The 20687-nt window shown below is 67.9% G+C and carries 19 protein-coding genes; 7 read left to right on the top strand and 12 right to left on the bottom strand.

The annotated features are described in order from the left end of the window. Positions 1 to 127 precede the first annotated feature (127 nt). Together IB268_RS27360 and nirK are read right to left on the bottom strand one after the other, a co-directional pair. A complete protein-coding gene (locus tag IB268_RS27360) occupies positions 128 to 454 on the bottom strand; it encodes a cytochrome c5 family protein (RefSeq protein ID WP_054458155.1) in 327 nt (108 codons plus the stop codon). 82 nt (positions 455 to 536) lie between these two features. Further along, positions 537 to 1619, bottom strand: coding sequence for a copper-containing nitrite reductase (gene nirK, locus IB268_RS27355; protein ID WP_088157858.1), 1083 nt, complete (start codon positions 1617 to 1619; stop codon positions 537 to 539). 156 nt (positions 1620 to 1775) lie between these two features. Between nirK and IB268_RS27350 the strand changes: the two genes are divergently transcribed. Beyond that, complete coding sequence (locus IB268_RS27350; RefSeq protein WP_192327139.1) at positions 1776 to 2600, top strand: Crp/Fnr family transcriptional regulator; 825 nt, start codon at positions 1776 to 1778, stop codon at positions 2598 to 2600. Between the two features lie 17 nt (positions 2601 to 2617). Here the strand turns inward: IB268_RS27350 and IB268_RS27345 are convergent, their stop codons facing one another. Beyond that, entirely contained in the window at positions 2618 to 3499 is an 882-nt protein-coding gene (locus tag IB268_RS27345; RefSeq protein ID WP_192355109.1) for an SUMF1/EgtB/PvdO family nonheme iron enzyme, read from the bottom strand. Between the two features lie 86 nt (positions 3500 to 3585). Next, the gene (locus tag IB268_RS27340) at positions 3586 to 5871 is read right to left on the bottom strand and encodes a nitric-oxide reductase large subunit (protein WP_192355128.1); all 2286 of its coding nucleotides are present in this window, start codon (positions 5869 to 5871) and stop codon (positions 3586 to 3588) included. Positions 5872 to 6110: 239 nt separating this feature from the next. Here IB268_RS27340 and IB268_RS27335 point away from each other — a divergent pair, with 239 nt between their 5' ends. Next, positions 6111 to 6569 carry a MarR family winged helix-turn-helix transcriptional regulator gene (locus tag IB268_RS27335; RefSeq protein WP_119452062.1) on the top strand — a complete coding sequence of 153 codons (459 nt, stop codon included), beginning with the start codon at positions 6111 to 6113 and terminating at the stop codon, positions 6567 to 6569. Then, the gene (locus tag IB268_RS27330; RefSeq protein ID WP_175182302.1) at positions 6566 to 7270 is read left to right on the top strand and encodes an aspartate/glutamate racemase family protein; all 705 of its coding nucleotides are present in this window, start codon (positions 6566 to 6568) and stop codon (positions 7268 to 7270) included. Before IB268_RS27335 ends, IB268_RS27330 begins: the two co-directional genes overlap by 4 nt. 10 nt (positions 7271 to 7280) lie before the next feature. Here IB268_RS27330 and IB268_RS27325 read toward each other — a convergent pair whose 3' ends face one another. After that, entirely contained in the window at positions 7281 to 7991 is a 711-nt protein-coding gene (locus IB268_RS27325) for a Crp/Fnr family transcriptional regulator (protein ID WP_054458159.1), read from the bottom strand. Between the two features lie 162 nt (positions 7992 to 8153). Here IB268_RS27325 and IB268_RS27320 point away from each other — a divergent pair, with 162 nt between their 5' ends. Together IB268_RS27320 and IB268_RS27315 are read left to right on the top strand one after the other, a co-directional pair. Then, positions 8154 to 9809, top strand: a complete 1656-nt coding sequence (locus IB268_RS27320; RefSeq protein ID WP_192353222.1) for an acyl-CoA synthetase — start codon at positions 8154 to 8156, stop codon at positions 9807 to 9809. Between the two features lie 37 nt (positions 9810 to 9846). Beyond that, the gene (locus IB268_RS27315; protein WP_192355108.1) at positions 9847 to 11616 is read left to right on the top strand and encodes an acyl-CoA dehydrogenase; all 1770 of its coding nucleotides are present in this window, start codon (positions 9847 to 9849) and stop codon (positions 11614 to 11616) included. Positions 11617 to 12598: 982 nt separating this feature from the next. On the opposite strand, the gene IB268_RS27310 is transcribed toward IB268_RS27315, so the two are convergent. Beyond that, positions 12599 to 13846, bottom strand: coding sequence for an MFS transporter (locus tag IB268_RS27310; protein ID WP_175162714.1), 1248 nt, complete (start codon positions 13844 to 13846; stop codon positions 12599 to 12601). Between the two features lie 117 nt (positions 13847 to 13963). Here IB268_RS27310 and IB268_RS27305 point away from each other — a divergent pair, with 117 nt between their 5' ends. Further along, positions 13964 to 14419, top strand: coding sequence for a helix-turn-helix domain-containing protein (locus tag IB268_RS27305; protein WP_054458163.1), 456 nt, complete (start codon positions 13964 to 13966; stop codon positions 14417 to 14419). 7 nt (positions 14420 to 14426) lie between these two features. Here the strand turns inward: IB268_RS27305 and IB268_RS27300 are convergent, their stop codons facing one another. The 4 genes from IB268_RS27300 to IB268_RS27285 all read right to left on the bottom strand — a co-directional run bounded on the left by IB268_RS27300 (position 14427) and on the right by IB268_RS27285 (position 18122). Next, positions 14427 to 15398 (bottom strand): pyridoxamine 5'-phosphate oxidase family protein, encoded by a 972-nt coding sequence (locus IB268_RS27300; protein WP_192355107.1) that lies wholly within the window; start codon positions 15396 to 15398, stop codon positions 14427 to 14429. 29 nt (positions 15399 to 15427) lie between these two features. Continuing rightward, on the bottom strand, positions 15428 to 16066 hold the full coding sequence (locus IB268_RS27295; protein ID WP_119451670.1) for a glutathione S-transferase family protein: 639 nt from the start codon (positions 16064 to 16066) through the stop codon (positions 15428 to 15430). A gap of 159 nt (positions 16067 to 16225) precedes the next feature. Further along, entirely contained in the window at positions 16226 to 17131 is a 906-nt protein-coding gene (locus tag IB268_RS27290) for a LysR family transcriptional regulator (RefSeq protein WP_054458166.1), read from the bottom strand. A 100-nt stretch (positions 17132 to 17231) separates the two neighbouring features. Beyond that, a complete protein-coding gene (locus tag IB268_RS27285; RefSeq protein ID WP_054458167.1) occupies positions 17232 to 18122 on the bottom strand; it encodes a LysR substrate-binding domain-containing protein in 891 nt (296 codons plus the stop codon). A 128-nt stretch (positions 18123 to 18250) separates the two neighbouring features. Between IB268_RS27285 and IB268_RS27280 the strand changes: the two genes are divergently transcribed. Then, positions 18251 to 18922 (top strand): flavodoxin family protein, encoded by a 672-nt coding sequence (locus IB268_RS27280; RefSeq protein WP_054458168.1) that lies wholly within the window; start codon positions 18251 to 18253, stop codon positions 18920 to 18922. Here IB268_RS27280 and IB268_RS27275 read toward each other — a convergent pair. Together IB268_RS27275 and IB268_RS27270 are read right to left on the bottom strand one after the other, a co-directional pair. After that, positions 18841 to 19674 carry an AraC family transcriptional regulator gene (locus tag IB268_RS27275; RefSeq protein WP_175214281.1) on the bottom strand — a complete coding sequence of 278 codons (834 nt, stop codon included), beginning with the start codon at positions 19672 to 19674 and terminating at the stop codon, positions 18841 to 18843. The two genes, IB268_RS27280 and IB268_RS27275, sit on opposite strands and share 82 nt — an antisense overlap. A gap of 21 nt (positions 19675 to 19695) precedes the next feature. Then, positions 19696 to 20655, bottom strand: coding sequence for a proline dehydrogenase family protein (locus IB268_RS27270; RefSeq protein ID WP_054458169.1), 960 nt, complete (start codon positions 20653 to 20655; stop codon positions 19696 to 19698). Positions 20656 to 20687 lie beyond the last annotated feature (32 nt).

Genomic DNA, 20687 nt, shown 5'->3' with positions numbered 1-20687 from the left:
CCGGTGTACGGCCGCCGTCATTTCGCATCGTGAATTGCAATTGCATCATGTGCAATTGCAATCGTATGGAGGAATTCTAATAATTGCAAGTGCAACTATTTCAGGACAGGTCCCCAGGCCCTCCCCGCTAGCGGGACGCAGCCATCATGAATTCCACCGCGGCCCTCAGGGTCGGTTCGTCCGCGGACGAGCCGCCGCGCGGCGGCATCGCGCCCTTGCCCTTGAGCACGGTGGCCAACAGCGCGTCCGTGCCCTGCGCAATAAAGGGTGACCAGGCTTGCTTGTCGCCCAGCCTGGGCGCATTGGCGACCCCGCTGGCGTGGCATACGACACAGGCGGACTTGTAGAGCTTTTCGCCCGCGGGGTTGATGGCGGCCAGCGACTCGGCCCCCGCTTGCGCGACGGGCAGGCTGGCCAGGGCGGCGGCGAACGCAATTCGATACAGCGAGGACATGGCAAGGCTCCGAAAGGAAAAAGCGTGACGGCGTAGCGGATAGACAAGGGCAAGGCGCGCCACGCGCGCCCTGCCGCCGCGCTCAGCGCGGGATCGGACCCGGCGCCTTGATCTGCTTCATCAGGTCGTCATTCCATTTGCCCTCGACCTTGATATGCCCGGCCGCGCCCAGTTCGAAGGCTTCGATCAGGTTGTGGTTCAGGTAGGCGTACACGCCGGGCTGCTTGAAGGTGTAGAGCGCCGCGCCCGCCGAACCGCCGCGGATGAACCAGGTCTCCAGGTCCTTCTGCGGCGGGTTGGCGAACTTGCCGGTTTCCCAGACCCAGTCGCCATGGCCGCCGATCAGATGCGGGCGCGTATCGCGATTGGCCTGCGAATGGATCAGGAGCACCGTCTCGCCGACCTTGGCCGTGAGCGCGTTCGCCCCCGTCAAGGCCCCGACCTTGCCATTGAAGACGATGTGCGACGGCGTCAGCGTGCGCATGACTTCGACCGTGTCGCCATAGCTTTCCGCCAGGGTCGCGTAGTCCTTGTATTTGCCGTTCGCGTCCTTGGGGATGTACAGGTCGAACTCGCCTATGGTGTAGGCACGATCGTAGCGCAGCGGCTTGCCCTGCGGATCCTTCAGGCCGTCGCGCGGCAGCACCATCAGCGTGCCGCTCATGCCCGCCACCACGTGCCAGGGCACCATGCCTTCGGGCGCACAGTGGTAGACGAAGGTGCCGCTGCGATCCGCCTTGAAGCGCAGCGTGGCCTGCTCGCCCGGGTTCACGTTGGTGAGCTTGGCCCCGCCCAGCGCGCCGGTGGCGGCGTGGAAATCCACGTTGTGCGGCATGGCGTTGGTGGCCGGATTGACCAGGGTCAGTTCGACATAATCGCCTTCATGCACCACCAGGGTCGGACCGGGCATGGACCCGTTGAACGTCATTGCCTGCAAGGTCGTGCCCTTGTCATCGATGACCATCTTCTTCTCCTCGATGGTCATCGTGAATTCGATCACCTTGGGACCCGAACGGGCCACCTGCTCATGCGGGTGGACCATGGGCGGGGCGACCAGCGCAACCTTGGCGCGTTCCAGCTGATCGGCGTTCTGGGCGGCTGCCGGGCCGCCCGCCATCGCTGCGATCAATGCCATGGCAAGCAAGGTGGGGCGCAAAGCGTTCATGTGCAACTCCTGTTCGGGTTTCTGCAACGCCGAGTCTGTCGGCGCTTCCATTGAAGGCTCGCCACCTTTTGCGTTCTTTGCTGTAGCGCAAACTTCAGACCAGCTTGCGAGCCGCCGTGCATTGCCGCCGCGCGGCCGCGATGTCACCATCAAGGCATGGACCCTCCACACGCTTCCGGGCAGCCTGCGGCGTCGTCGCCCCTGTGCCATGCCCTGCTTCGCAACCTGGATCTGTTCAGGCCCTTGTCCGATGCGCAGCTGGACGCCGCGCTGCGCGGCGCGGTGCCTTGCCGCCTGGAGGCCGGCGCCTTGGCCTATCGCCAGGGCGCCGCTGCCGCGCATTTTTTCGTGCTGCTGCATGGCTGCCTGAAGGTGGCGCAGCTGACGCCGGAGGGCGAACAGGTCGTGGTGCGCTACGTGAATCCCGGCGACATGTTCGGGCTGGCCTGCGCCATGCGGCAGCCCTGCTATCCGGCTACGGTGCAGACCGTACAGGAAAGCGTCTGCCTGGCGTGGCCGGCCACGGCCTGGGAACGCTTCATCGCCTGCCATCCCCAGTTGGGCGCGGCCGCACTGCAAACCATGGGACAGCGCTTGCAGGACGCGCACGTCCGCATCCAGGAGCTGTCCACCGATGAAGTCGAGCAACGGGTCGCGCGCGCCATCCTGAGGCTGGTGCAGCAATCCGGCCAGCCCATGCAGGACGGCATCGGCATCGGCTTTCCCATCACCCGCCAGGACATCGCCGAAATGACCGGCACCACCTTGCACACGGTCAGCCGGCTGCTCAGCGACTGGAAGCAGCGCGGCATCGTCTCGGCCGGACGCAAGCGCGTGGTGCTGCGCTCGCCCGCCGCCTTGGCCCGCCTGGGCGAGCACGCCGCGCCCGCCGTGGATTGCTCGGCCTGCCTGTCCTGTCGCCACGGGTCGCCGGCCGCGGACGAGGCCTGCGACGCGAGCGCCGAGCTGACCGGCGCATAGCGCGCAGGCAACGCGGCCTAGCCGGGTTCCAGCACCAGCCGCAGCCCCAGGTTGGCGGGCGGCACGCCGACCGAACACGCGCCGCCCTTGGGGTCGCGGATGAAATCGGGCAGATACGCGACGTGCCTGCCGGCCGCGACGCGTATGCCGCAGTTGCGGCTTTCCTGCTCCTGCTCCTGCGCCGCATTGCCGCTTGCGCCATCGCGCAGCCCGTCCAGCACGCGCCGCGCATGGCAATCGTCGGTCCAGTCCCACACGCTGCCCGCCATGTCCATCAGGCCGGCGCGGTTGCGGCCATAGGCGCCGAAGGCGCGCACCGTGACGTCGCCCTGCGCGCCGCGCAGGCTCTGTTGTTCGTATTCCGCCAGCCAGCGCTGCGCCGGGTCGCTGCCATCGGGCAAGGCCGGCAAGACGTCCGCGCGATAGGCTTCGCCCGCCGCGTAGACCCATTCGGCATAGCTGGGCAGGCGCAGGCGCCTGCCGGTGCGTTCGGACAGCCACGCAGCATAGGCAACCGCGTCGGTCCAGCTGATGCCTACCGCGGGCAGGTCGGGCGCAACCGCCTGGCGCTGCGCGGGATCCAACGCCTTGCATGCGCCGGCCTCCACGCACGCTGCGTATTCGGCCTGGCTGACCTGTCGTGTCATGATGACCAGGCCATCCGGATAGCGCGCGACGCGCGGCGCGGGCGTGGCGGGATAGCCGTTGCGCAAGGCCTCGCCCGGCGGCACGTAGCTCACCTCGCCCGGCGGCAGCCGCGTGATTTCCGGCAACGCAAAACGGACCCCGTCCTGGGGCCCGCAAGCGGTCAACAGCAATGAAACGATGACGGTCGGCAGGATGCGCATGCGGCGGTTCTCCGGAATGCCCGCGCCGGTCGGGCGCGGGCTGGATTCCATTGGACCGGCTGCCGCGGCCGGGCTCTTTGCGCTGAAGCAAAGAGCCCGACGCTCGCCGCGCGCCGCTCGCCGCGCGCCGCGCGCCGCTACCCGCGCGCCGCCTTGGCCTGCAGGCGCGGCTCGGCCTGCGCGGGCTTGCCGCTCAGAAGGCCCAGGATCACCTGCATCACGATGGCCAGCGCGCCCAGCAGGAACACCACGTCGCCGAAGGTGCGGCCCCAGCGCAGGTTCTGCAGCAGCTCCTGCTGCATGAAGCCTTCGCTGCGGGCGTACCACATGCCCTCGCTGACGCTGGCGTGGAACTGGATCAGCCCCACCGGCAGCAGGCTGGTGAAGATCATCAGCGCGAGGCCCAGGTTCATGCCCCAGAACGCCAGCTTCATCAAACCGGGGCTCAGCGCGTACTGCGGACGGATGTAGCGCAGCACCAGCAGGGTGAAGCCCAGCGCCAGGAAGCCATACACGCCGAACAGGGCCGCGTGCGCGTGCACCGGCGTGGTGTTCAGACCCTGGATGTAGTACAGCGAAACGGGCGGGTTGATCATGAAGCCGAAGACGCCCGCGCCCAGCATGTTCCAGAAGGCCACGGCGACGAAGCACATCAGCGGCCACTTCAGGTTTTCCATCCAGGGCGCGCGGGTCTTCAGGCGCCAGTTCTCCCAGGCCTCATGCCCCAGCACGATGAGCGGCACCACTTCCAGCGCCGAGAAGCTGGCCCCGATGGCCATCACGGGCGTGGTAGTGCCGGCGAAGTACAGGTGATGGAAGGTGCCGGGTATGCCGCCCAGCATGAAGAGCGAGGCCGAGGCCAGGCTGGCCGTGGTGGCCATGCGGCGCGACACCAGGCCCAGCGTGGAGAAGATGAAGGCCAGCGCCGTGGTCGCGAAGACTTCGAAGAAGCCTTCCACCCACAGGTGCACGATCCACCAGCGCCAGTACTCCATCACCGTCAGGTGCGTGCGTTCGCCGTAGAAGAAGCCGGCGCCGTAGAACAGGCCGATGGCGCCGACCGAAGCGGTCAGGAGCGCCAGCAGGTTCTTGTCCCCGCCCGGCGTGCGCAGCGCCGGCACGATGCCGCGCAGCATCAGCACCAGCCAGAAGCAGATGCCGGCGAACTTGCCGATCTGCCACAGGCGGCCCAGGTCCACGTATTCATAGCCCTGGTGGCCCAGCCAGAAGTTCAGGTCCGGCGGCATGATCTGCGCGATCGCGAGGTAGTTCCCGGTGAACGATCCGACCACCACCAGCACCAGCGCCCAGAACAGGATGTCGACGCCAAGCTTCTGGAACTTGGGATCGCGCCCGCCGTTGATCAACGGCGCCAGAAACAGGCCGGCGGCCAGGAAGCCCGTGGCGATCCAGAACAGCGCGCTCTGGATATGCCAGGTGCGCACCAGCGAATACGGGAACCACCGCGACAGGTCGACGCCATAGAACTTCTGCCCTTCGACGGTGTAGTGCGCGGTGAAGGCGCCCAGCAGCACCTGGAAGCCGAACAGCGCCACCACCAGGAACAGGTACTTGCCCAAGGCGCGCTGCGACGGCGTCAGGGCGAAAGTGGTCAGCGGGTCCTTGGCGGGCGCCAGCGGCTCGTCGTCTTCCTTGCCGCGCAGGAAAGCCCAGGCCCAGACCAGGAAGCCGATGCCGGCCAGCAGCACCACCACGCTGAGGATGGACCACATGACGTTCTCGGCGCTGGGCACGTTGTCGATCAGGGGTTCATGCGGCCAGTTGTTGGTGTAGGTGACCGCCTTGCCTTCGCGCTCGGTGGCCGCGGCCCATGCCGTCCAGAAGAAGAAATGCGTGAGCTGGGTGCGGCGCGCGGCGTCGGGCAGCGTGTTTTCCTTCATCGCGAAATTTTCGCGGCTGCGGTGCAGCGCGGGCGCGTCGGAGAACAGCTGGTCGTAATAGGCGGCGGTCTGCGCCATGGCGCGCGCGCGCCGCGGACTCACCGCCAGCGTGTCGGTGGCGGCGTCGCTGCGGTTGGCGCGGTATTCGGCCTTCAGTTCCGCGCGCAACGCTGCCTGGGCGCCCGCGTCCAGCTGCGCATAGTCCCGGCCGTGCTGCTCGCGCGCGGCCAGGTCCAGCCAGGCGGTCAGTTCACGGTGCAGCCAGTCGGCCGTCCAGTCCGGCGCCTGGTAGGCGCCGTGTCCCCAGACCGATCCCAGCTGCATGCCGCCGACCGATTGCCAGGCCGTCTGGCCGTCCAGGATGTCGTCGCGGCCGAACAGCGGTTTGCCGTCGGTCGTCACGACCTGCCCGGGAATCGGCGGCGCCTGGCGATAGACCTCGCCGCCGTAGAAGCCCAGCAATGCGAACGTGACCGCCAATACGGCGATCAAGGTGAACCATAATTTCCGATACGGACCCATGATGGGAACGCCCTCCAGTGTTGCGGTTTTGGGGTACGTACCCATATGCGAATTCCGTGCCAGGAAAAATCCCATGAAAATCATGGCATTGCAATTCAAACGGTTTTTTTCACCGTGGCCAGCCAGGGTATAAATCACCAATAAAGGGTTGTTTGGACCGCGAAATGCCGGCGTCGCGCCTGGCGCCCGCCTCTTACAATCCCCGCAGCATTCCCACCTCTTTCAAAGGAACCGACCGCATGGCCACGGGCAAGCCCGATGCGTGGAGCCTCTTCCTGACCGCGCATGCGCTGGTAGTGGAAGAAATCGAAAAGCGCCTGTCAGCCGCCGGCCTGCCGCCGCTGGCCTGGTATGACGCCTTATGGGCGCTGGAGCGCGCGCCCGACGGCACGGCCAGGATGTTCGAGATCGCCGAGCGCATGGTGATCGCGCGCTACAACCTGACGCGCCTGATGGACCGCATCGAGGCCGAAGGCCTGGTCGAACGCTTCCGCTCGGACGAAGACCGCCGCGCCACCTACGCCCGCCTCACGCCCAAGGGCCGCGCGCTGCGCCGCGAGATGTGGAAGGTCTACGGCCCCGCCGTCGACGAACTGTTCCTGTCGCGGCTGCCGCAGGCGCAGCAAGACGCCATGGCGGCGAGCTTCCTGGACATCGCGCGCCACGTGCGCGCATCCAACAAGGAGTCTGCTGAATGAACGCCACGCCCCTGCACATCGGCATCGTCGCCTGCTCGGCGGAAGGCGCCGCGCTTTGCTACCGCACGCTGTGCGCGGAAGGCGCCCAGCGCCTGGGCCCGCACGCGCACCCGGAGATTTCGCTGCACACGCATTCGCTGGCGGACTATGTCGCCTGCCTGGACCAGGCCGACCTGGCCGGGGTGGGCGCGCTGATGCAGTCGTCGGCGGGCAAGCTGGCGCGCGCGGGCGCGGATTTCCTGATCTGCCCGGACAACACCATCCACCAGGCGCTGGACCATGTGCTGCCGCAGTCGCCCCTGCCCTGGCTGCATATCGCCGAAGAGGTCGCGGCCGAGGCCCAGGCGCGCGGCTTGCGCCGCATCGGCATCCTGGGCACGCGCTGGCTGGTGGACAGCAGCGTCTATCCGGACAAGCTGGAAGCGCGCGGGCTGCAATGGTTGCGGCCGGCGCAAGCGGACCGCGACACGCTGGCCCGCGTCATCATGGATGAACTGGTGTACGGCGTGTTCAAGCCGGAATCCGTGGCGAAGCTGCAAGCCGTGATCGAGCGCCTGCGCGAGGCTGGCTGCGACGCCGTGGTACTGGGCTGCACCGAGTTGCCGCTGGTGCTGAACGACGGCAATTCGGCCCTGCCCACGCTGGATTCGACCCGCATCCTGGCGCGCGCCGCGCTCACCCGCGCCTTGCGCGGCGCCTGATCCGGCGCCCTCAGATCTGGTCCAGGCCGTATTGGCGCAAGCGCTCCAGGTCCAGCACCTTGATCTGGTTGTAGGCCAGCGCCAGGATGCCCTGGTCGGCCAGCGTCTGCAGCGCCTGGTTGACCCGCTGGCGCGACAGGCCCGTCAGATAGCCTAGTTCTTCCTGCGAGATCGCCAGCGTCAGATCGGTGGACGGATACAGCTGCGGATTGAACAGCTGCGCCAGCGACTGCGCCACGCGCGCGTCCGCATCCAGCAAACGGTGGTTCTGGATGGAAGCGATGAACTCGCCCATGCGGTTGTTCAACTGGCCGATGACGAAATGCGAAAAAGGCAGACTGGCCGACAACAGCGCATGGAAGGTGGCCGTAGGCACCAGCAACACCAGCGACGGCTGGATCGCCACCACGTCGTACTTGCGCAGTTCGCGCTTGATGACGCTGCCCTCGCCGAACCAGCCGCCCGGCGGCACGCCCGAAAAGGTGCAGCTGCGGCCCGATTCGTTGTAGATGGCCAGCTTCAACAGACCCGTGTGCACGCCCAGCCAATAGTCCGACGGCGCATTGCGCCGCGCGATCCAGGCGCCGTTGGGCACGTGTTCGGCGCGCGCGGTCGCCAGCACCAGATCCTGGTGGCGGGCCTCCAGCGCGGTAAACCAGGCACAGGATCCGAACAGGCCGGCCAGTTCCTCGGCGGAAACGATGTTTGAAACGTCGGACATGGGAATAACTGTGTAAAACTTGGGGAAGCCAGGTCGGCCGGCCGTCTGTCATGCAGGTGACAGACAGCATTTTCGGCGGCCCCGTAAGCTAGGGCAAGCGACGGGGATCAAACTCCCCGCACACGGATAAGGGACGCCTGCGCGTCCCAACTGGAGACAAGCATGAGCGGTATGTTCGACCGCGGCCTTGAGCGCCGCGACGCCAACTACGAAGCCCTGACCCCGGTGGATTTCATCGCGCGCGCAGCCCAGGTCTATGGCCAGCGGCTGGCCATCGTCCACGGCGAGGTGCGGCGCAACTGGGCCCAGACCTACGAGCGCGCGCAGCGCCTGGCCGGCGCGCTGGCGCAAGCCGGCATCAAGCGCGGCGACACCGTGGCCGTGATGCTGCCCAACATTCCCGCCATGGTCGAAGCCCATTTCGGCGTGCCCATGCTGGGCGCGGTGCTCAATACCCTGAATACCCGCCTGGACACCCCCAGCGTGCTGTTCATGCTGGGCCACGGCGAAGCGCAGGCGCTGATCGTGGACACGGAGTACGCCGAACTCGCCCAGCGCGCCCGGGCCGAGTTCCCGCACCTGAAGCTCATTTCGGTGCACGACCTGGAAACCGCCCCGGCGGAGCTGCCCGGCGCGGTCGATTACGAAGCCTTCCTGGCCGGCGCCCCAGCCCGCTACGACTGGAAGCCCCCCGCGGACGAATGGGACGCCATCGCACTGAATTACACGTCCGGCACCACCGGCGATCCCAAGGGCGTGGTCTACCACTACCGCGGCGCCTACCTGAACGCCATCAGCAACATCCTCGAATGGGACATGCCCAAGCATCCGGTCTATCTGTGGACCCTGCCGCTGTTCCACTGCAACGGCTGGTGCTTTGCCTGGACGGTCGCCGCGCGCGCCGGCGTCAACGTGTGCCTGCGCAAGTTCGATCCGCAGACCGTGTTCGACCTGATCCGCAATGAAGGCGTCACCCATTATTGCGGCGCGCCCATCGTGCAGAGCGCGCTGGCCAACGCGCCGGCCGAACTGCGCGCCGGCATCGACCACACAGTGCGCACCATGGTGGCGGGCGCCGCGCCCGCGCCCGCCGTCATCGCCAAGATGCGCGACATCGGTTTCGAATTGACCCATGTGTACGGTCTGACCGAAGTCTATGGACCCGCAGCCGTGTGCGCCCGCCAGGAAGCCTGGGACGCGCTGGACGAGGAAGAACGCGCGCTGCGCAATGCGCGCCAGGGCGTGCGCTACCACCTGCAGGCGGGCGTGTCCGTGCGCGATCCCGACACCATGGAAGAGGTGCCGGCCGACGAGCAGACCGTGGGCGAAGTCATGTTCCGCGGCAACATCTGCATGAAGGGCTATCTGAAGAACGAACGCGCCACCGAACAGGCTTTCGCCGGCGGCTGGTTCCGCACCGGCGACCTGGGCGTGATGACGGCCGACGGCTACGTCCGCATCAAGGACCGCAGCAAGGACATCATCATTTCCGGCGGCGAGAACATCTCCAGCATCGAAGTGGAAGACGCGCTCTACCGCCATCCCGCGGTGGCGGCGGTGGCCGTAGTAGCCATGCCCGACCCCAAATGGGGCGAAACCCCTTGCGCCTTCGTCGAACTCAAGCCCGGCTGCAGCGCCACCGCCGAAGAGATCATCGCGCACTGCAAGCTGCTGCTGCCCGGCTTCAAGGTGCCGCGCGCGGTGCGCTTCGGCGAACTGCCCAAGACCTCCACCGGCAAGATCCAGAAATTCGAACTGCGCGCCGCCGTCGGCGCGACCAAGGCCATCGACGTGGCCGGCCCCGGCAAGGCCGGTTGAATCCCACGTTTCCATCCCATCCAGGAGCTCCGACGCCATGACGTACCAAGCCCCCGTGAAAGACATGCTGTTCGTGCTGAACCACCTTGCGGGCCTGCCGCAAGTTGCCGCGCTGCCCGGCTTCGAGGAAGCCACGCCCGACACCACCCAGGCCGTGCTGGAAGAATCCGCGCGCTATGCCGGCGACGTGCTGGCGCCGCTGAACCATGCAGCCGACCGCGAGCCCAGCTCCTGGCGCGACGGCGCCGTCACCACTTCGCCTGGCTTCAAGCAAGCCTTCGACATGTACGCGGAGGCCGGCTGGCAAGGCATGACGCATCCGGTGGAATACGGCGGCCAGGGCCTGCCCGGCCTGATCGGTTCACCCTGCTCGGAAATGCTGAACGCCGCCAACCTGTCGTTCGCGTTGTGCCCGCTGCTGACCAATGGCGCGATCGAGGCGCTGCTGACGGCGGGTTCGCCTGAACTGAAGCAGCGCTTCATCGAGCCCATGATTTCCGGACGCTGGACCGGCACCATGAACCTGACCGAGCCACAGGCAGGCTCGGACCTGGCCATGGTGCGGTCACGCGCGCAACCCGTGGGCGACGGCACCTACCGCATCTCGGGCACCAAGATCTTCATCACCTACGGCGAACACGATCTGGCCGAGAACATCCTGCACCTGGTGCTGGCGCGCCTGCCCGACGCACCAGAAGGCGTCAAAGGCATTTCGCTGTTCCTGGTGCCCAAGTTCCTGGTCAACGAAGACGGCACGCTGGGCGCGCGCAACGATGTCCATTGCGTGTCGATCGAACACAAGCTGGGCATCAAGGCCAGTCCCACCTGCACGCTGCAGTTCGGCGACGCGGGCGGCGCGCTGGGCTATCTGGTGGGACAGGAAAACCGCGGCCTGGACGCCATGTTCATCATGATGAATGCCGCGCGCTATGCGGTAGGCGTGCAGGGCGTGGCCGTCGCCGACCGCGCCCACCAGCACGCGCTGGCCTATGCCGCCGAGCGCGTGCAGAGCCGCCCGGTGGATGGTTCGTCCAAGGACGCGGTGGCCATCATCCAGCACCCCGACGTGCGGCGCATGCTGGGCACGATGCGCGCCCTGACCGAGGCCGGCCGCGCGCTGGCCTACTACACCGCGGGCCACGCCGATCTGGCGCACGCCAGCCCGGACACCGAAGCCCGCAAGCGCCATCTGGCGGTGCAGGAATACCTGGTGCCGATCGTCAAGGGCTGGTGCACCGAGATGTCCATCGACGTGGCCAGCCTGGGCGTGCAGGTGCACGGCGGCATGGGCTTCATCGAGGAAACCGGCGCGGCGCAATACTACCGCGACGCGCGCATCCTCACGATCTACGAAGGCACCACGGCGATCCAGGCCAACGACCTGGTGGGCCGCAAGACCCTGCGCGACGGCGGCGCAGTCGCCCGCGCCCTGCTGGCGGAAGTCGGCAAGACCGAAGCGGCGCTGGAAGCCCGCAGCGAATCCGCTGCCCGCCTGATGTTGACGCCGCTGCGCCAGGCCCGCGCGGCGCTGGCCGACGCCATCGACTTCGTGCTGGCCAACGCCGCCAGCCGTCCCAACGCGGTGTTCGCGGCCGCCGTGCCTTATCTGCTGCTGGCGGGCACCACGTTTGCCGGCTGGCAGATGGCTCGGGCGCTGCTGGCGAGCTTGGATCTGCGCGAGGAAGATCCTGTTTTCCACGATGCAAAGATCGCGACTGCGCAGTGCTATGCGTTGCATAAGCTGAGCCAGGCGCCGGGGATGGCGGCGGTGGTGCTTGGGTCTGGGGAATATGAGGTGCAGCCGTAACTGTCTATGGTGTGTTGCGGCGGGCCCTTGATACATGAGGGTCTCGTCTGAGGTCTTGTTTGTAGGCGATGGCTTCGGGGTCTCGTTCCAGTGCTTCGTAGGCCGCTCGTCGGCGCGGGCGCCTGAGGGGTGGGCGCCCACGATTGCGGTCCGGAGCGTTCGCTCCGGACTGCCCCGTCGTCATCTTCGTCCAGGCCTTCGGCCTTCCCTTCAGATTCCCTCGGGCGCATCGAGGTTGCCCACCCCTCAGGCGCCCGCGCCGACGAGCTACTTGAATCTTGGATTGGGGCGCTGCTAGAGCCGTGGGCAGGGACGATGCTTGTGTTGCCCGTCATTCTCGGCCGCGCGGGCGGCCGAGAATGACATACGTGATTTCTTGAATTTCGATTGTGTTCGCTTGCGCGGATGCGGTGACTGATTTGCTATTGATCCCCAGCACACGGGGGAGTGGGCGGTGATGGGTGGCGCGCGGCGAATGGCCGCTTGCGCATGCAGACCTGGACGCGCGCCACCCATCCGGCACCTGCGTTGAAATGACGATTGCTGGCCGACCCTTGCGCTTCGCCATCAACCCGAACACAGCACCCACCATATTCAAACTTGGCTCTCGCCAGCCGCACGCGTCATCACGAGAACTCCCCCGTCACCCGCGCGCAGCGCCATCGCGCGACGCAAGATACAGCGTAAGCCCCAAGAGGCCGCCCGCGCGGCCGGCCTGGGGCGGGCCCCGCAAAACACACCACCACCCCCACCGACCGTGGCCAGAACGCCAAGCACACCGCCCGCCCCAGCGCCCGTGGAGATTCAAGCAGCCGAGCCAGTCGCGGCGTGGGCTCGCGATGCGCGGGGCGTCGATAAGCCCGAGGGAATCTGAAGGAGTCGCCGAAGGCGAGGACGAAGATGACGAAGGGGAAGTCCGGAGCGAAGGCTTCGGACCGCAATCGCAGCCCCGCGCATCGCGAGCCCACGACGCGACTGGCGTCTAAAGAACCCCACGACGAGCATCCTGAGAACCAACGGCCAAACGCTCACCACGCGGCAACGTCACCGCCCAGAACGCCAGCGCCACAACACTGATACCCGCCCCCAGCAAGCACACCCCAAGCCACCCCGCCTGCGCATAAACCGCCGTCGAAGCGATTGACCCCAACCCGCTCCCCACCGCGTAGAACATCATGTAGCCACCGACCAATCGACTATGCGCCTGCGGATTCACGCTGAAGATCATGGTCTGATTCGTCACGTGCAGCGCCTGCAAGGCGATATCCAGGACCAACACACCCAACGCCAGCAACCACAGACTCTGATCCAGAAAGGCAATCGGCACCCAGGCCAGGCAGAGCAACGCCAGGCCCACGGCCGTGGTCCGCTCGCCTTGCCCGCTATCGGCCAGCCGCCCTGCCCGCGCCGCCATCAGCACGCCCGCCACGCCCACCAGCCCGAACGCGCCCACCGCGCTGTGCGTCAGCGAATGCGGCGGCGCGCTCAGGGGCAGCACCAGCGCGGTCCAGAAGGCGCTGAAGGCGGCGAACATCAGCAGCGCGATCATGCCGCGCACGCGCAGCACGCGCTCGGTAGCCAACAGGCCGTAGAGCGAGCGCAGCAAGGCCCAGTAACCCATGTCCACCGCGGGCAGCCGGCGTTGCGGCAAACGCCGCGCCAGCACCACCGCCAGCACGGCGGCCAGCGCAGCGGACACGACGTAGACCGCGCGCCAGCCCCACAGGTCCGCCACGGCCCCGGCCAGCGTGCGCGCCAACAGCAGGCCGATCACCACCCCGCCTTGCGCGGCGCCGACCACCCGGCCGCGCTCGCCCGGCGCGGCCAGCGCCGCGGACAAGGCCAGCAGGCCCTGCGTCATGGCCGTTCCCAGCAAGCCCAGCGCCACCATGCCCATCAACAGCCAGGGCGTGCCGGCCGACAGCGCCACGGCCGCCAAAGACAGGACCAGCAGCGCCAGCTGCCCCAGCATCAGGCGCCGGCGGTCCAGCAGGTCGCCCAGCGGCACCACGAACAGAAGCGCCAGCGCGCAGCCCAGTTGGGTGGCCGTGACCACGATGCCTACCGCGCCTTCGGCGATGCCGAACTCTCGGCCGATGGCGTCCAGCAAAGGCTGCGCGTAATACACGTTGGCCACGCTCAGGGCGCAGGCCACCGCCAGCAGCATCACCAGGGATCTGGGCATCGGACTTGGGGGTGCGGAATCGGCGGGTTCTGGTCGGGCTGACATCTCTTGCTCCACTCTGGTTGCGTTATAAAACCAGAATAATAGTTTTCGAGGTTTTATAATGCAACCGAAATTTCGATACGCCAGCCATCACCGCCTTTCCCTCAGCAAGGATCCGACATGGTCAAACGCACTAGTCTCGAAGGCGCCGCCTGCCCGGTGGCACGCTCCCTGGACGCGATCGGCGACTGGTGGTCGCTGTTGATCGTGCGCGACGCCTTCGATGGATTGCGGCGGTTTGGCGAATTGCAGAAAAGCCTGGGCGTGGCCAAGAACATCCTCAGCGACCGGCTGCGCACGCTGGTGGCCCACGGCATCCTCGAAGTGGCGCCGGCCTCGGACGGCAGCGCCTACCAGGAATACGTGCTGACCGACAAAGGCCGGGCGCTCTTTCCAGTAATCGTGGGCTTGCGCCAATGGGGCGAAGACCACTACTACGGCGCGGCCGAACCCCATTCCACGCTGATCGACCGCAAGCGCGGCCAGCCCGTGCGCAAGCTGGAAATCCGCGCGCAGGACGGCCGCCTGCTCGGGCCGGACGATGCCGTGGTGCAGAAGACCGCCCTCCCGGGCTAGGTCGGGGCTAGGCAGCCCCCGCGGCCGGCCATTGCCCGGTCGCCAGCGCGGTGGGCGAGTACGAATCGAAGCGCCAGCGCAAGGCCAGCGCGCCGGGCCGGCGCACCACGCGCCGCACATGCACCCGCCACAGCCGTTCGGCGCCCTCGAACTGCGCGATCTCCGGGCTGTCCAGGATGACTTCAGCAGCGCCCGTCAACTGCAGCACATCGCCGCGCTCGAAGTCGATGAACAGCAGTCCGGCGCGCGGGTTGAGCACCATGTTGCCCAGGGTGTTGAAAAAGCGGTTCCCGGAAAAATCCGGAATGGTCAGCACGTCGCCGTCCACCCGCACGAAGCCCGGCTTGCCGCCGCGGTGCGAGACGTCGACCTTGCGGCCGCCCTCGTCCGCGTAGGTCGCCACGAAGAACGTGTCGGACCGGGCGATCAGCGCCCGCGCCGCGGCGTCCAGCGCGGTGCGCTCATTCGGCGCGCCCGGAAAGCGCAGCGCCGGCGAACGCGAAAACTGGAATTCCCGCGCCTGGATGTATTGCGGGCAATTGCCGAAGGACTGCATCACCGCCACCTCGAAGCGCTTGCCGTCCCAGGCGGCGATGCGGCCGTTGGCGCGGTTGCGTCGGCGCGTGTGCAGCTCGATTCCCAGCAGGCCCACCTGCTGGTCCATCCCCAGGCCGGCCAGCAGCGGATCGTCGGCATCCGGCACGGCGGACACGCGCAGGCTGCGTGGATCGGGCGAGGACACGAAGCCGGGCAGGCCTTCCAGCACGCCGGCCCAGGGATCGCCCTGCCCGTCCACCGCGCCGGCAACCAGAAACGGCAGTTGCTCGAAAAACAGGCGGTGCTGGTCCGGCATGTAGTCGCGGATGACTTTGGGTCCGGTCATCGCCATGCGCTCGGCGATCCCGACGTGGTGTTGCAACAGGCGTTCGCCCGCGTGCCAGGGCGACGGCGGGAGGGCGGCAGGTTCTGCGATGGCCATGGCGTACTCCTTGAGGGCGGCGCCTGTCCTCAGGCGGCCAGCAGGCCCACGGGCGACGAGGCCATGGGCACGAAACGCGGCAGGCTTTCGATGCGGCCCAGCCAGGCGCGGACGTGCGGATAGGCCTCCAGCGACACATTGCCTTCGGGGGCATGCGCCACATAGGCGTAGCAGGCCACGTCCGCAATGGTCGGCGTCGTGCCCGCCAGGAAATCCCGTGCGGCCAGTTCGCCGTCCATGACCTTGAGCAAGGCATGGGCGCGGGCCAGCGTGCTGTCCACGTCATAGGCCGCGCCGAACAGGGTCACCAGGCGCGCAGCCGCCGGGCCGATCGCCAGCGGACCGGACGCCGCCGACAGCCAGCGCTGTACCGCCGCCGCCCCGGCCGGGTCTTCCGGCAGCCAGGCCTGGCCGCCGTAGCGCTTGGCCAGGTAGACCAGGATGGCGGTCGAATCCGCGACCACCACCCCGCCATCGTCGATGACCGGCACCTGGCCGAAGGCGTTCAAAGCCAGGAACGGCGGGCGCTTCTGCTCGCCGCCGCGCAGGTCCACATCGACCTTGCGGTGGGGCACATCCAGCAGGGACAGCATCAGGGCGACGCGATGGGCGTGGCCGGACAAGGGAAAACTGTAGAAGGTCAGCGTAGGGGTATGGGCGGTTTGCATGAGCGGGCTCCAAGTCGGATTCAGACTCCATCTTGGGCCGGCGCCGGGCTCGCGTGAACGGCCAGCGCCGGCAAGACACTCTTGCAGCGGATGAAAGAAAGAGGACGGCCGCCCCGTCCCTTCAAGGCCTGCGTGCGGGCGCGTCCGAGGAACGGGTCGCTACGCCGGCAGCGTCGCCAGGTCGCGCCGCAAGGCCTCGACGCAGAACTCCACGAAGCTGCGCACCTTGGCCGAACTCTTGCGGCCTTCGGGGTACACCAGGTGGACCGGCAGCGGCGGCAGTTCGAAGTCGCGCAGCACCACCTCCAGGGCGCCGCTGGCCAGGTGCCGCGCCACCTGGTAGGACACCACCTGCGTCAGCCCCCAACCCTCGCAGGCCGCGAGCACCGCGGCCTGGAAGGACGTGACCGTCAGCTGCGAATCGACGCGCAGGCTGCGGGGCTGGCCGTCCTGCTGGAAGCGCCATTGCGGCGTGCGGCCCTCCATGGCGGCAGTGACCGTGCAAAAGCGCGGCAGGGACTCCAGGTCCTGCGGCACGCCGTGTTCGCGCAGGAAGGCGGGCGCGGCGCAGACCACGCGGCGTACCTGCCCCACCGGCACCGCCGTCAGCGTCGAATCCGGCAAGGCGCCGATGCGCACCGCCACGTCCACGCGTTCGTCCAGCAGGTTCACCACGCGGTCCACCAGCAGCGTGCGCACGGAGACTTCGCGATGCGCGCGCAGATAAGCCAGCACGGCCGGCATCACGTGCAATTCGCCAAAGAACGCCGGCGCCGTGATGCTGAGCGCGCCCCGCGGCGCGGCCATCGCGCCGGCCACGGCATCGTCGGCCTGTTCGACTTCGTCGAGGATGCGGCGGCAGTCGTCGGCATAGCGCTGGCCGGCCTCGGTCAGTCGCAGGCTGCGCGTGGTGCGCACCAGCAGCAACGCGCCCAACCGCCGCTCCAGCGCCGACACGCTGCGCGTGACGGTGGGCGCGGACATCTCCAGCCGGCGCGCGGCCGCGGCGAAACTCTGTGCCTCGGCCACCGCCAGGAACACGCTCATTTCATGGAATCGATTCACGCCTCGCGGCCTCCGCGCTGATTTTCGGGAAGAGAGTAGAAGCGCGTGCAGGGGCGCGTCAATCCAGTTACAGAGGATATGAGCCGCATGCTTCCCGGCCTCATGCTTGAGCCTCGAACTCCTTGCGCAACCACCCCAGGAAAGCCTTGACCGGCGGGTGGCGTTCGCGGCCCGGCGCGCACAGCGCGGTGTAGGCCGCCCCCGCCACCCGCACCTCAGGACGATACGCCACCAGGGTACCCGCCGCCACGCTGTCCGACACCATGACGGAGCTGGCCAGCACCAGTCCCTGGCCGGCAATGGCGGCCTGCAGGGCATAGTGCTCTTCCTCGTAGGCATGCAGCGCCGCCGGCTTGCGCCAGGACGGCAGGCCGGCGGCCTCGCACCAGTCCTGCCAGCCCTGCTCGTACAGCTGCGAATCGCGCCAGCGCACGGTCACCAGCGACGGCGCGCGCCTGCCCGGACGGGCGGCCAGCGTCGGCGCGCCATAGACGCCGAACCATTCCTGCAACGAGCAGGCGGCGTGCAGCCCGGGCCAGCGCGCCCGGCTGTAGCGGATGGCCAGGTCCACGCTGGCGTCGCGCAACAGGTCCACCGCTTCGGCGCTGGTGTTCAGGTTCAGTTGATATTGAGGAAACGCCGCGTAGAAGCGGCCCAGCCGCGGCACCAGCCACAGGGCCGCGAACGAATGTGTGGTGGACAGGGTCAGCGCGCCCGAGGCCGGCGCGGCGCGCAAGGCGTCCAGGGTCTGCGCCACATCGAGCAAGGCGCCGTGCACGCCGGCAAAAAGGCGCGCGCCCTTCTCCGTCAGGCGCACGCCGCGCGGCACGCGTTCAAAAAGCGCGTAGCCCACGTGCCGCTCGAGCGCCTTGACCTGATGGGACACGGCCGTGGCAGTGACCGCCAGTTCGGCCGCGGCCAGTTTGAAGCTGAGCAATCTGGCAGCCGCCTCGAAGGTGCGCAGCGCGGTCACCGGTAGCGTGGCAAACATGGATTCCTGGCCCTATGGATGAAATCAATTCATCATATTCAAGGATTCATCATTTGTCGCCTTTCAGCCGCCAGGACAGAATTTTCCTCACCACATGGAAACGTCCATGCCAACAAGAGGAATCAAACATGAATTCAGATCATCCCGACAAGCGCCTGCTGATCCTGGTCGGCAGCCCGCGGCGCGACGGCAACAGCGCGGCCCTGGGCGCGGCTGCGCTGCGCGGGGCCGAGGCGGCGGGCACCCAGGCCACGCTGCTGTTCCTGGACGACTACATCGGGGCCTTTTTGCCGGACTTGCGGCGCTCGCCCCCGCCGACCGACCGCTATTCCGAGCTGTTCCTGGAACACTTCCTGCCGGCCGACGGCGTGCTGATCTGCACCCCGATCTACTGGTACGGCATGTCGGCGCAGACCAAGGCGTTCTTCGACCGTTCGTTCAGCCACTATGCCGGCCAGGGACCCGAACCGGAACGGGTCAAGCAGCGCATGACCGGCAAGCGCCTGGGCCTGGCGGTGGCATCCGAGGAAACCTACCCGGGTGCGGCGCTGGGCATCGTGCACCAGATCCAGGAATACGCGCGCTATACCCATTCGGACTTCATCGGCTACGTGCACGGCGCCGGCAACCTGCGCGGCGAGATCGCGGCGGACCCGCGCCAGCCGCTGCAGGCGGCGGCCGAACTGGGCACCACGTTCTTTACCCGCAAGTACTCGGACTACCGGGTGGAAACGCCGCGCGCCCGCAATGTCTGGGAGCCCGCCCCCGCGCTGCGCAGCACGCCGGGCGTGCTGCCGTAGACCTGCTTGAACACGCGGGTCAGATGGGCCTGGTCGGCGAAACCCACGGCATGCGCGGCGTCGGCCAGCGCCAGGCCGTCGCGCAGCAGCGCCCGGGCCCGCGCCACCCGCCAGTTGCGCAGCCAGGCCAACGGCGGCAAGCCGTAGCGCCGGGCGAACTGCTTGACCAGCGTGGTGCGGTGGCGGTCCTGCGCCACCGCCAGGGCCTCCAGGTCCGGCGCGCAGGCTGGGTCCGAGGCCATACGCGCGCGCAGCAGCGAGCAGACGTCGGACGCGTCGTCTGCCGCCGCCGTACGGGCTTGCGCATGTGCCGCCAGCAGGCCGAACAAGGCGGCGGAGAGGCGTTCGCGGCGCTGCGCGTCGGCGATGGGATCGGGCGTGAGCGCGTCCAGCCAGGCCTGGCAGAGCGCCGGATCGCGAATCACGGGACCAGCCAGGCTGGCCCCGCCCGCAAACAACGTGAGTTCGTGATCCCTGAACCAGTCCGGATCGATATAGGCCATGCGGTACCCCAGCGGCGCGTCCGAGGTGCCCCCGGTATGGACCTGACCGGGCGCAATCACCACCAGATCGCCCTCGCCCGCGGCCTGCGGCACGCCATGCACGGTGAAGGCGCAACGGCCCTGCGCGATGGCGCCGATGGACCAGGCGTCGTGGAAATGCGGCGCATAGCGGTAGCCGCGCAGGTCTGCGATCAAAACATCGCCGGGCAGGCCGGCGCCGCAATGCCAGATATGTTGGGAAACCGCCATGAACAAGTGAGGATGTAGCGCCTAGCCGAAGTAGCTCTGGTCCGATGTGAGCGTGCGGGCCAACAGCCACGCGTTGCGGGGATTCTCGCCCACGCGGCGCACGGCATACGGCCACCAATCACCGCCGAAGGGCAGATAGACCCTGACGTTATAGCCCAAACGGCGCAACGCGAGCTGCCAGTCCGGACGCACGCCATAGAGCATTTCGAACTCGAAGGCTTCTGGCGGCCAGCCGCGCTCCCGCGCCAGCTCCAGGATGGCGCCGGCCAGGCGGTCGTCATGGGTACCGAAAACGGGCTGGAAGCCGGACTCCAGCGCCTCGCGCGACAGCATGATGGCGGCGGCGTCCAGATAGGCCTGGTCGATGCGCGCGCGGCCGGCGTGGTCCAGCGCGCGCTCCGGAAACGCGCCCTTGACCAGCCGCAGCGAGGTGCGCTGACGGATCGCCCAGGCCAGGTCCAGCGGCGTGCGGCGCCGCCGCGCCTGCAGTGTCAGGCCTGCCGGCATGCCGGCTTGCAGCAGTTCGCGATGCAAGGCGCAGGTGCGGTCGCAGAGGGAGGAATCCTCCATGTCCAGCACCATCCAGTCGCGCCCCAGGCCGACCGTCCGGCGCGCCGCCAGGCCGATGCGCCGGGCATTGTCCCGGCCCAGCGCGTCGTCGCGCATATAGCCGATGGCGGTGGGATCGACTGACACGTGCACGTCCAGCCCTGCGTGCTCCAGCGCCCGGCAGGCGCCGAGCGTCTGGGCCACGTTGTGCTCGATGGCCTCGGGATCGTCCACGTACTCGCCCAGGTAGAAGAGCGAGGCGCGGATGCCGTGCGCCTCGCGCAGCCTGGCGGCCGTGCGGACCGCGGCGTCGACGTCCGCGCCGCCGACGAAACGGGCCGCCAGCGACGTGCGGGCCGCCATGGCACGCATCGCCCGCCCCACGCCCGGGCTGCGCGCCAGCGCGATCGCCGTTCTCTGGAACATGCTCATGGGCTCTCTCCCTATAAAGAGAGCCACTGTGC

It is taken from the genome of Achromobacter sp. ACM01 (assembly GCF_014851745.1).
Classification (GTDB): domain Bacteria; phylum Pseudomonadota; class Gammaproteobacteria; order Burkholderiales; family Burkholderiaceae_B; genus Achromobacter; species Achromobacter aegrifaciens.
Note: the sequence above shows the minus strand (reverse complement) of the source record. Positions and strands in the feature narration are given on the sequence as shown.